We start from the raw sequence: 12,179 nt of genomic DNA on the forward strand, positions 1-12,179 counted from the left end.
CTATTGTGCATATAATATTTAACATGCCGAGTCGAAGGATAACGACATGAAAAAGTCGAAAGAAACAAAAAGCTCTGCTTTCTATCAGCAACAATATCGACAGCGTTTACGTGAGCAAGGTTTAATCAAAAAAGAAGTATGGATATTGCCAGAGCATACAATAGAGCTGCTAAATATGGAGAAACAGCTACGGGTATCACAGGTAAATGAAAATAATAAAAGCACCGTTAAACAACAGGAAAATAATGTGATGAAAAAACAAATAGTTTGGTCCGTTTCTGAACTTTATCAGGCGTTAACTACTGTAGAACTCTTTACACAAGCTTCTGCCAGTGTCGAATTAATTGACGGTGTTGACGCTTGCTTGCACGTCGTTATGCATGAGTATGGCGATTTACCGCTATTTATGAGCGTATCAAATCAACAAATTGTCGTGGAAGCTTTATTATGGCCGACAAATATGGTCAAAAACCAAGAACAGTTTAATCAAGATATTCTCTATTCCCGTAAGCTATTCCCGCTATCAACCATTGCCATTGAACAAAGTGGCGATGGCTCATTAAATTACATTATGTATGGTGCGTTAAGCGCTTCATCATCATTAAGCGGTATTGTTTACGAATTGGAAATGCTAAGTGATAACGTGATTAAAGCAACTGAAGCATATCACAACTTACTCAATTTTGATTAAATATTAATATCAACCAAATAAACGGAGTAAATTATGGCAATTTTTAATAAATTAGTAACAGCGTTGCGTGGTGGTATTAATGATGCCGGTGAGTCAATTATTGATACTCAAGCTCTACGCATTTTAGATCAAGAAATTCGCGATTCTGATGTTGAATTAAAGCAAGCGAAAGAATCATTAGCAAATATCCTTGGGCAGCAAAAACTGGCAGAGAGAGCAGTTGTTAAAACTCAAGCGAGTATTGCTGAATATGAAGGTTACGCAATAAAAGCGCTTGATAGCAATAATGAACCACTCGCTCTCGAAGTTGCTGAAAAGATTGCTGAATTAGAAAATGAACTAAATTCTCAACAAAGCCAACTTTTCAATTTTACTGAAAGTGTAAAATCATTACGTCAATCGGTTAGCCAAGCAGAAGTTAATATTAAAAATTTGAAGCAACAGGTTGATATTGTTAAAGCAACAGAAAGTATGCAAAAAGCACAAACTGCGGTTGCTATGCGCTATGGTAACTCTAGTGCTAAGCTACATACCGCGCTTGACTCTTTAGATAGAATAAAAAAACGCCAAGAAAAAACAGCTGCGACGATCGAAGCTAAAAATGAATTAGAGCAGGAGGCAAGTACCAATAGTTTAGAGAGTAAATTGCGTGCAGCTGGCATAAAATCAACAACCCAAGATGCAAATGCTATTTTAACGAGGTTAAAAAGTAAGAAAGAAAAAGAGATAAATTTATTTTAAGAATAATCTTGAGAGAATGACAAGATAAATAGTCGCAGTTTAATTAGATTAGGCTGTATTAACCATATAAGGATGTTTAATGGAACTCTTTTTTGCTATTTTTTTTTCTTTTCCAGTCATTATTTTTAGTACCTTACTTACTTTATGTGTATTGTATTGGCTGGTTGCTGCAATTGGAATTTTACATATCGATTGCTTAGATGTCGATTTTGATGGTATTGATGCATCCCCATCAACAGGGTTGGGTGGTTTATTGTTAAAATGGGGATTTAATGAAGTACCCATGACTCTCATTATTACACTAATTTCTCTGTTCGGATGGATTTTTTCTTATCTATGCTTGCGTTATATTTTAATCCATTTCATAACCATTTCATGGTTATATTATTTAGCCGGGATAATTATTTTTACCATCAGCTTTATTATTGCCACTTATCTAACGGCTAAGGTCATAAAACCTATCCGCCCATTTTTCAATAAAATGGGCAGCCTGAATTCACATAAAACCCTTTTAGGGCAAGTTGTTGTTATCCGTTCTAGTGTCGTTAACGAACAAAAGGGTGAGGCATTTTATGAAGATGGTGGTGCAGGGCTCATTTTGCAAGTAAGAGCAGATAGTCGTTATCTATTTCAGCGAGGAGATAAGGCAGTACTGTTGAGTTATGATAGTGTATCAAATAGCTATGAAATAATTAATGAATCAGATTTTATGGAAAATATTAAATAATTAAATTAAAACAATAAAATATTTGGAGTTTTACTATGTATATTAGTACTGATGCGGTTATGTTCTGGTTAATTATAGTTGGAGTTATATTTCTTGCTATTATTGGTTTTTTTCTACTATTTAAAGCTTTTTATATTAAAGTACCACAAGGCACAGCTTTGATTGTTAATGATATGACATCAAAGCCTAAAGTGCATTTTACAGGGGCCTTAGTTTATCCAGTTATTTACAAAAAAGAGTTTATGAAAATTTCATTAATTACTTTTGATGTAGAAAGGAGAGGCAAAGATGGTTTAATCTGTAAAGATAATTTACGTGCAGATATTTGCGTTGCTTTCTATCTTCGAGTTAATGAAACGACTGAAGATGTATTAAAAGTTGCAAAATCAATTGGTGTTGACAGAGCCTCCGACCAAAAAGCGGTCAGTTCATTATTTAGTGCTAAGTTTTCAGAAGCGTTGAAAACGGTTGGCAAGCAATTTGAGCTAGCAAAACTATTTGAAGACCGGATGGATTTCCGTGAAAGAATTATTGATGTCATTGGTAAAGACCTCAATGGTTATGCTCTAGAAGATGTCGCTATTGACTATTTAGAACAAACGCCTATTAAATCACTTGATCCTGATAATATTTTTGATGCGGAAGGGATTAATAAAATAACCTCAATTACCGCAGTTCACAAAGATGAAACGAATAAGCGAGAAAGAGATCTTGAACTCGCGTTAAAGAAAAAAGACACTGAAACCATCGAAGCAAAATTAGAGCTTGAGCGTCAACAAGCAGATGCGGAAGCGCGTCAAAAGCGTGAAATTGAAACAATTAGAGCTCGTGAGCAGGCAGAAACGTTAAAAGTACAAGAAGAAGAACGCTTAAAAGCTGAACAGGCGAGGATTCAATCACAACAAGAAATTGATGTTCGTGAGGAAAATCGCCAGCGCGAAGTCGAAGTCGCACAGCAAAATCGCCTGCGCGCCGTTGCAATCGAGCAAGAACGTGTTGAACGAGCTCGTTCCTTAGAAGTTGTTGCTAGGGAGCGTGAAGTCGAATTACAGCGTATTGATAAAGATAAAGCGCTAGAAGAAGAGCGAAAAATCATTGCCAATGTCATTCGTGAACGAGTCGCCGTTGAAAAAACAGTGGCAATCGAAGAAGAACATATCAAAGAAGTCCGTGAAGTGTCAAAAGCTGATCGTGAAAAACAGACTATTGTTATCGCTGCCCAAGCAAAAGCTGAGCAAGAATTAGTCATGCAAGTCAAACAAGCTGAAGCTGATGAGCAATCTGCTAAGCACCGTGCAATTGAAATTAGCACGATGGCTCAAGCAGAATTAGAAGCCGCAGCTAAACAATCAGATGCCAAAAAACAGTTAGCAGAAGGAACTGAAGCCGAGGAAGCGGCAATTGGTTTAGCTGAAGCCAAAGTCCGCAAAGCACGGGCAGAAGCAGAAGAGAAAGAAGGATTGATTCGAGCGCACGTGACAGCCGAAACACTATTAGCGGAAGCGAAAGGTACCCAAGAGAAAGGATTATCAGAAGCTAAAGTTATTGAGGCAAAAGCACTTGCACTTGAAAAACAAGGCTTAACAGAGGCAAAAGTATTAGAAGAAAAATTATCAGCACAAGCTCGTGGTGATGAACGAATTGGGTTAGCACTAGCATCGTCTACTAAAGAAAAAGGTTTAGCTGAAGCGCTTATTATTCGTGAACGTTTGACTGCGGAAGCAAATGGTTTGGTAGAGAAATTCCAAGCTATGAGCACCATGGATGAACAATCTAAGAATCATGAAGAGTTCCGCTTAGCGTTAGAAAAAAGCTTTGAACAATCTATGTCTGCCATTGCAGCAAATAAAGAGATTGCGCGTGAACAAGCTGATGTATTGGCTGCGGCATTTAGTAAAGCAAATATTGAGATTGTTGGTGGTAATGATAATTTCTTCAATAGCTTCTCTAAGGCGATCAGTGTAGGTAAAGCCGTTGAAGGCGCGGTTGGTCAAAGTCCGATATTGCAATCGGCATTACAATCCGTTTTATCCCGTTTATCTGGTAATAAGGATATTGATGTAAAATAGACGTTAGCCAATACAGATTTAAAAGCGTTAGCTAAACAATTTTTATCTGATAAGTCAGATAAGGAATAAATTGTAAGCTTAATTTGCTAAATCTAAGGTGTACTTAATCAATTGGTAGTAAATATATTGTGATTTACTACCTAAATCCCGCTTCCTTATAGATAAAATCAATGAGTTAAATATGGCTGAAACTCCACAAAAAAAACAACAACAAACCGCGATAGACAATGCAGTAGCAGAAGGCGGTGCATATGAGATTCTTCGTAAACGTTTAACCGTACTTGGTCAAGAATTAAATCAAAAAACAGAGCAACTTAATCAACAACGATTAGCTGAATTTGGCAAAAGCGATATGTCAATTATTAGCCGTATTCGGATTCGTACCAGTAATAACTGCATTGCAAGGGATATTGTTCGTTTTGGTGATTGGTTTTTATTTGGTTATAATGTTTTTATCGGATTAAAAAAAGAGACTAAAATTGAGGATGTTTTTTCACTTTACCAGCTGGTCGAAAAAGACGGTTCTTATGACGCAGCTCCCGTGGAACTCAATAATACTTTTTTAAATATAGATCGATTCGTCCAAGATTTTAGTGAACTTTATACCTACTATAAAAATGCGCAGCTTTTACAGCTAGTTGAACGTGACGGTAAATTACTGGCTAGTTTTCAAATTGGTGAACGAGTAAGTGATATTAGAGTATTTCGTTGGTCTATTTCAAACGATAAAAAAACAATAAATTATATTGATAATCGCGGAGAACGGGATATTGCACTCCCCCCCGCTTATAGCTTTGAATGGCAAGAAACAAGCCGAGAAAATATTGTTAATGGACGTTTTCCTCATATTAATGTACTTGATTCTGTCTTTGTTGAAACTATTGGCGGTGATTTAACCATTAAGTGTGAAAATAACACCGATGATGGGCTAGGGATTTATCGTGAAGAAGTGCTAGATAAAAACCAATCAATTAATGACGCCAAGATTGAATATGCAAAAGTAGGGACATTAATATTACTAAAAATACTACCATACCGAGAGGAGAGTTGGCGTTACCTGATATTCAATATTTTGACGCAAAAAGTTCAACGTATTGATGCTATTGGTTTAGCTTGCATTGAGCTACCAGAAGATCATGGTATTATTTTCCCTGGTGGATATTATTTGCAAAATGGTGAGTATAAAGCTTTTGATCAGGTAATGGATGGAATGCACTTTCGCCGTATAAGGCGTTCGCCTAATGGTGAAGATGTATTATATGTGTTTTATGAACCCACTTCTGGTCGCCTCGCACTATTCAATTATAATATGATTGAGCGCAAGCTTAATAACCCTATCTTAGGCTATGGCTATGCCGTTTTTGAAGATGGGCGGGTGGTGGTATTTGAAGGCGAAAATAATGAACCGACTCGTGTACATCCAATGCAAATTTGGCAGACACCATTTTATAGTGATGAGTTTGCTGCTCAACAACCGACTAATAATAGCTTTTTAGGGAAAATAGGTAATGCCGAATTAGTTAGAGGGATTTCTGATCTTTATTTCATCAGTCGTGAGATAGATAATCAGAGTATTTCGTCTCAACTTTATGCAAAATTAAGTGAAGACACGCGCCGATTATTTGATAATTATTTTTGGCTTAATGATGAAAAAAATCTTTCTTTCGTACCTATTTTGCGAGGAATTTCACAAACAAGTGAATTAGTCATAGATGAATATGAAAAAGTTGAAAGCATTCGGCGTCAATCGACGAGTGCAATGCGAGAAGCTACTGCGACACAAAAAGAGCTGCTGACAAAGTTATATCCAGATAGTTGGCAGGAGACTCAAGAGTTTGTTGATGCGCTTAATGCAATAAATTTGCAACTCGGCCAATTAGTGACCTTACGTAGCTATCGGTATATTGATGTTAATGAAATCGATAAAATGGAAAACGAGCTAAAGGAGCGCCGTGTTATCGTCTCCTTAGCAACAGCCGAATTTTTATCCAGTGAAAAAGCTTTCCAGCCATTTACACTTGCTATTAATGATATTGAAAAACAGTTATCGACAGTGACGATCGCCGTTCAGTTAAATGATTTAATTAAAACAGCCGATCAGATGTCGTTAGATCTTGATATGTTGTCTCAATTAATGGCAACATTAAAGTTTGATGATATAACTTTACAAACCAACATTGTTGAATCAATTGCCGAAGTCTATTCTAAACTAAACCAAACTAAAGCCAAAGTTAATCAAAAGCGCAAATCATTAACGAGCGTTGAGACGATCGCTCAATTTGGTGCACAGTTTAAACTGTTTAGTCAAAGTATCGCAAGTGCACTAAGTTTATCTATAACGCCTGAAAAATGTGATGATGAATTATCCCGTTTATCATTACAGCTTGAAGAGTTAGAGAATCAATTTAGCGATAATGAAACCTTTTTAAATGATATTCTTACTAAACGGGAAGAGGTCATTGAAACGTTTGAAACGCATAAACAATCGCTCATCGAAGAGCGTTCTAGGCGAACTCAAACACTTTTTACTGCTGCAGAGCGTATTTTGGATAGCATTCCAAGGCGAACAGCAAAATTTACCAATCAAACAGAACTTAATGCATTTTTTGCAGCAGATCAGCTGGCAATCAAAATTACAGAATTAACCGAAAAGCTCCGTGGATTATCGGATAATGTCAAAGCAGATGATATCGAAGCGCGTTTCAAAAATGCTAGAGATCAATCTGTCCGTTCATTACGTGATAAATCTGAGATTTTTGAAGCAGGCGGAAACATTATTAAGTTAGGTCCACGCCATCGATTTAGTGTTAATACACAAGAGTCGGACCTAACGATTTTACCTAAAGACGGTAACCTTTATTTACAACTTACAGGGACAGATTATCAGGAAAAAATTAATCATTCAAAATTGCAAAGTTATAAGCCATTTTGGTCAATGTCGCTTGAGTCTGAGTCCCCAACTGTTTATCGAGCAGAGTACCTCGTTTATTCATTGATCGCATCGACATTAAAAAACACCGATAGCCTCTCTTACAGTGAACTTGCCTCGCAGATAAATCAACCGGATGCCTTAGCTAAAACTGTACGTGATTTTGCGGCTATGCGTTATAGAGAAGGCTATGAAAAAGGTATCCATGATCACGATGCGGCTAAAATTATTACCAAGCTTATCCCTCTCGGTGAAAGTGCTGGTTTACTGCGTTATAATCCACTCGCACGCAGTTTAGCGATTCTTTATTGGCAATATAATCAAGACAATGATTTTGTCGCTTTATGGCCAGAACGCGCTAAAACCTGTATGGATATTTATGAGCTCTTTAAGCATGACGATGGATTACAAAATCTCCGCCAAGAGATGATTAATGCAATGACGGATTTTTTTAGTCAAGAATCAATAGCTCATGAAAAATATCATTTAATACAAGCCGCAGAATATTTAAGTTATGTTTTAACTAATTCGCCAAGAGAGTTTATTTTAAGTAAATATGGTAAACGATTATTTGATGGATTACTGAGCCACTTAGAGAAAACACATATGTGGAGTGGTTTTAATCACTCTCAGTTGAGCCTGCAGCAACGAATCGCCGATCGTTGGCTGTTAATTGAAAATTGGTTAAAAGGGCTTTGTTCGCTTTCAGAATATCAAGCGAGTAGCAATTATATTCCAGAAGCAATCATTTTAATTATGTTGAAAGATGATACTCATACTGCATTAAAGATGAGTGAAATCGACTTAGACATCAAGATCACTGACTTATTAGGTGAACATCCTAGAGTAAAACAGGGTACTTTAATGATTAATCTTGATGATTTCTTTAACCGTATGCGTAGACAGTCTCGAGTAATTATTCCTGAATATCAACAATATCAACAAATAAGGCAAGAAGTCCTTAATGAACAACGACAATTTTTACATCTAAGCGAGTTTAAAGCTAAGCCACTTAGCTCTTTTGTTCGTAATAAATTAATTAATGATGTCTATTTCCCTATCATTGGTGATAACTTAGCGAAACAGATGGGGACAGTAGGCGAAAGTAGGCGAACCGATTTAATGGGATTACTATTACTCATTTCCCCTCCAGGCTATGGTAAAACAACCCTGATGGAGTATATCGCTAATCGTCTAGGCTTAATTTTTATGAAAATAAATGGGCCGGCACTAGGGCATCATGTTTTGTCATTAGATCCGCAGCAAGCACCTAATGCAACCGCTCGTCAGGAGCTAGAAAAAATAAATTTGGCGTTTGAAATGGGTAATAATGTAATGCTGTATATCGATGATATTCAGCATACTAATCCCGAGTTTTTACAAAAATTCATTTCACTTTGCGATGGTTCTCGTCGCATTGAAGGAGTATGGAAAGGTAAGACCAAAACCTATGATCTGCGAGGTAAAAAGTTTTGTGTAATTATGGCTGGAAATCCTTATACTGAATCTGGCGAGGTGTTTAAAATTCCGGACATGCTAACTAACCGTGCAGATATCTATAATTTAGGTGAAGTCCTTGGTGGCATGGAGGAGGTATTCTCTTTAAGCTATATTGAAAACTGTTTAACATCAAACTCAGTACTTGCGCCATTGGCCTTAAGAGACCTAAACGATCTCTATAAGCTTATGGATTATGCGCATGGTAAACCGCTAAATAGTAATGATTTGAGTTATGCGTACAGCCAAACCGAAATCAATGAAATTAGTACTGTATTAAAGCATCTAATTCAAATAAGAAAAGTTGTATTTAAGGTTAATCAACAATATATCATTAGTGCTGCACAATCAGATAAATACCGTCAAGAGCCACCATTCAAATTGCAAGGTAGTTATCGTAATATGAACAAACTGGCAGAAAAAGTTTTTCCGGTAATGAATCAGCAAGAAATTAACCAAATCATTGATGACCACTATTTAGGTGAAGCGCAGCTATTAACCACCGGCGCAGAAGAAAACTTACTAAAACTCGCTGAAATTCGCCATACTATGGTCGAGGAGCAAAGAGTGCGTTGGGCACAAATTAAGAAAGACTTTATGCGTAATAAAGCGCTTGGAGGCGATGATATTGATACTGGAGCAAGAATTGTTAATCAACTCGCTGATCTGGTACAAAGCGTACAATCGCTAAAAAGCTAATATAGGTAAAACAAAAAATCGCTTAGCGCATTAGGTTAAGCGGTTTTTTGTTGCCCAAATATCGGGTAATGCTAATAAAATATCCAATCGATTTTTTATAGCGTTTTTAGCACTTGATAACTTAATATACCTAACAACGTCATCAATATTGAGCCGATAACATGAATAGCAATCGTACTTAACCCTAACGTGATTTGCCCTTTTTGTAAGAAAGTAACTATTTCAGCTGAAAATGTAGAAAACGTTGATAAACCACCACAAAAACCAGTAATAATAAGGAGTCGCCATTCTGCTGAAATGTGAGGCGTGTTAGCGAGTAATGCCATCGCAAAGCCAATAATATAACCAGCGATAAGATTTGATAACAAAGTTCCAAACGGAATAATAAAAAACGTATTAAATTTAACTGATAAAATCCAACGTAATATTCCTCCAGCTGTAGAGCCGATGGCAATTGCAATGATTGCTTTTAACATATGAGATCCTTATAGGATAAAAAACAAATAAATAGCCATATTATAAGGAGGAATCAGTAACCAAGATATTTTATTGATATGCGCTGATTTCCTCGTTATTACACGACTCGATCAGGCGTCATCATCCGTTAAGAACGGCGGTTGGGTAAGGTGGAACACCATCACCTCGCCCGCTAAGTTACAATAACATAGGTTATTTTGCAATAATTTAATGCTAGAATAGTTCAATTAATTTTACGAAGGAATATGCGTTATGTTCACAGGTATTGTGCAGGGTGTTGGCTTAATTGTAGATATTATTGATAAAAATAAGTTACGTACCTATCAAGTAAAACTACCACCAAACTTAACTCAAGCTATCGAAATTGGCGCCTCAATTGCTAACGATGGCTGCTGCCTCACAGTGACATCATTTGCTAATGAATGTGTCACATTTGATATTATGCAAGAAACATTAGCATTAACTACCCTCGGTAGCAAAAACGTTGGTGATTTGATTAATATTGAGCGTAGCGCTAAGTATGGCGATGAAATTGGAGGCCATGTTATGTCAGGACATATTTCTTGTACCGCCAAAATCGTAGCGATCAATAAAACAGCGACTAATTGCCAAATGATTTTAGCCATGCCAGCTGAGTTTATGAAATATGTGCTCTATAAAGGTTTTATTGGTATTGATGGCGCGAGTTTAACCGTGGGTAATATTAATAGCACTGGTTTTGATATTCACTTGATCCCAGAAACATTAGCCGTTACCACCTTAAAAAATAAGAAAGTAGGGGACTTAGTTAATATTGAAATTGATGCACAAACTCAGGCGATAGTCGATACTGTCGAAAGAGTTTTAGCGCAAAAAAATTAACGAGTTGAACGTCGCTCATTTGGCGATCAAGTCTTTTACATAATGGTTTTAAAGAGTAAGCAGCACCAATGATTAAGGTACTGCTTATTGGTTAAGCAAAATATTACTCAAAATGTGGTAATTTATTCTGACTTAGTGCTAGCCAAAACTGCTCGGTAGTTATTGATTTACCTTTTAACCTAGCTTGATTTTCATCTTTAGAATAATATAAATCAACAACAATTCCATCCTTGATATCATTATTAGGCTCGTTGTTAAAGTCGATGATTGGCGAGTTTTTAAATAATATTTTTGAAAATAAAATGACAGATTGGCGAGCTGATTCGATATCAATATCATCGGGTATCTCTTTATCTAGATTGCTGATCTGAGCGACTAAATACACCATCGGGTTTAAAGGTAAATGCATATTTGCTTCAGCTAAAATTAGGTTATCTTGATCTAATTCAGGCCATGTTTGATTATGATCGGTAATATTTAATATAAAGTTAGCATTAAAATTACCTTGTTGGTTCTGCCATAATAGTTTATCAAGCTTAATAAACCAATTTCTTACCGCTAAGTGATTATTCGTTCCTGCAGTTAAGTCACCGCTAATAGGCAACGTATAATTTACTAACATCTCACCTTGACCTAAATTTTGCTGACCTAAAAATAGACTATCAACAGATGTTGAAATATCACCTGTTATATTTTTATTCTGCGCCATGGCATCGATATTTATACTAAGTTGGTTGACTTTGATATCGTTATTATTCGGTTGAATTTGACTTATTGATCCCTTATCTATGCTCAAGTTACCTTTAATCTGATAACCTGAATCCAATTGTTTAACAATCTTACTGGACATCTCTAAATTGTTTATTTCAAATTCATTTAGTTGATTTTTAAAAATTAGTAAATTTACTTCGCCTTTGATAGCCAAATTATTAAACTGATTATCAATCGATATAGAGAGACTATTTTTAGTTGCTTGTAAATTGGTATCAAGCTCTTCGTTGGTATAATTAATCGGTTCATTATTGACTACTAGCTTAATATTTTCATTATAATCAATACTTGCACTCAGGGTGACAAAAGGTTTATTGCCCGCCGCAAGCCATAGCTGTTGATTGCTCTCTTTAGAGGTTTGATAAGTAAATGCGGCCATTTTCGGTGAAAGGTCAGCCGATTTTATTTCACTCCAAGGGAAAGGGCCATGATAGATAGTAACAATGTCATCAAAAATTATTGTGTTATCCTTTTCAATATTAACGGCATCTACGGTTAAGCGAAAAGAGGTTGAAAATATTCCTTTGTGATAGTTAGTGTACTGAATATTAATCTTCGATAAATTTTGCTGTTGATTAATTTCATTTGTTATTTGTATTACTTTTGCATCAATATTATTTTCGATAATATTACCCGTACACCAAGAAGCAACAGTATAGCCAATAGCTAAAATAACGATAATACTGGTGGCAATAACTGCTTTTTTCATAATTCGAT

The 12,179-nt window shown here is 36.1% G+C and carries 8 protein-coding genes and 1 riboswitch; of the genes, 6 read left to right on the forward strand and 2 right to left on the reverse strand.

Annotated features, from left to right (window positions below; all coding sequences use genetic code 11):
• Positions 1-46: 46 nt before the first annotated feature.
• From RHO12_02190 to RHO12_02210, 5 genes are all read left to right on the forward strand, one after another.
• Positions 47-691 carry a DUF2170 family protein gene (locus tag RHO12_02190; protein WVD66591.1) on the forward strand — a complete coding sequence of 215 codons (645 nt, stop codon included), beginning with the start codon at positions 47-49 and terminating at the stop codon, positions 689-691.
• A 33-nt stretch (positions 692-724) separates the two neighbouring features.
• Positions 725-1,432: a PspA/IM30 family protein gene (locus RHO12_02195; GenBank protein ID WVD66592.1), complete on the forward strand. Its 708-nt coding sequence runs from the start codon at positions 725-727 to the stop codon at positions 1,430-1,432.
• Positions 1,433-1,511: 79 nt separating this feature from the next.
• The gene (locus RHO12_02200) at positions 1,512-2,159 is read left to right on the forward strand and encodes a hypothetical protein (GenBank protein WVD66593.1); all 648 of its coding nucleotides are present in this window, start codon (positions 1,512-1,514) and stop codon (positions 2,157-2,159) included.
• 35 nt (positions 2,160-2,194) lie between these two features.
• Entirely contained in the window at positions 2,195-4,228 is a 2,034-nt protein-coding gene (locus RHO12_02205) for a flotillin family protein (protein ID WVD66594.1), read from the forward strand.
• A 181-nt stretch (positions 4,229-4,409) separates the two neighbouring features.
• Positions 4,410-9,353: a DNA repair ATPase gene (locus RHO12_02210; GenBank protein ID WVD66595.1), complete on the forward strand. Its 4,944-nt coding sequence runs from the start codon at positions 4,410-4,412 to the stop codon at positions 9,351-9,353.
• A 95-nt stretch (positions 9,354-9,448) separates the two neighbouring features.
• Here RHO12_02210 and crcB read toward each other — a convergent pair whose 3' ends face one another.
• The gene (crcB, locus tag RHO12_02215) at positions 9,449-9,829 is read right to left on the reverse strand and encodes a fluoride efflux transporter CrcB (protein WVD66596.1); all 381 of its coding nucleotides are present in this window, start codon (positions 9,827-9,829) and stop codon (positions 9,449-9,451) included.
• Between the two features lie 105 nt (positions 9,830-9,934).
• Positions 9,935-10,004, reverse strand: a riboswitch (Fluoride riboswitch).
• Between the two features lie 78 nt (positions 10,005-10,082).
• On the opposite strand from crcB, the gene RHO12_02220 reads away from it, so the two are divergent.
• Positions 10,083-10,691 (forward strand): riboflavin synthase subunit alpha, encoded by a 609-nt coding sequence (locus tag RHO12_02220; GenBank protein ID WVD66597.1) that lies wholly within the window; start codon positions 10,083-10,085, stop codon positions 10,689-10,691.
• A gap of 103 nt (positions 10,692-10,794) precedes the next feature.
• Here RHO12_02220 and RHO12_02225 read toward each other — a convergent pair whose 3' ends face one another.
• Positions 10,795-12,171 carry a DUF945 family protein gene (locus RHO12_02225; protein ID WVD66598.1) on the reverse strand — a complete coding sequence of 459 codons (1,377 nt, stop codon included), beginning with the start codon at positions 12,169-12,171 and terminating at the stop codon, positions 10,795-10,797.
• Between the last annotated feature and the right edge of the window lie 8 nt (positions 12,172-12,179).

The organism is Orbaceae bacterium lpD02, assembly GCA_036251875.1.
In the GTDB taxonomy this organism is placed as follows: domain Bacteria; phylum Pseudomonadota; class Gammaproteobacteria; order Enterobacterales; family Orbaceae; genus Orbus; species Orbus sturtevantii.

Coding starts and splice junctions, on each gene's coding strand:
- crcB (WVD66596.1), bottom strand. CDS start 9,829: ATGTTAAAAGCAATCATTGCAATTGCCATCGGCTCTACAGCTGGAGGA.
- RHO12_02205 (WVD66594.1), top strand. CDS start 2,195: ATGTATATTAGTACTGATGCGGTTATGTTCTGGTTAATTATAGTTGGA.
- RHO12_02220 (WVD66597.1), top strand. CDS start 10,083: ATGTTCACAGGTATTGTGCAGGGTGTTGGCTTAATTGTAGATATTATT.
- RHO12_02200 (WVD66593.1), top strand. CDS start 1,512: ATGGAACTCTTTTTTGCTATTTTTTTTTCTTTTCCAGTCATTATTTTT.
- RHO12_02210 (WVD66595.1), top strand. CDS start 4,410: ATGGCTGAAACTCCACAAAAAAAACAACAACAAACCGCGATAGACAAT.
- RHO12_02225 (WVD66598.1), bottom strand. CDS start 12,171: ATGAAAAAAGCAGTTATTGCCACCAGTATTATCGTTATTTTAGCTATT.
- RHO12_02195 (WVD66592.1), top strand. CDS start 725: ATGGCAATTTTTAATAAATTAGTAACAGCGTTGCGTGGTGGTATTAAT.
- RHO12_02190 (WVD66591.1), top strand. CDS start 47: ATGAAAAAGTCGAAAGAAACAAAAAGCTCTGCTTTCTATCAGCAACAA.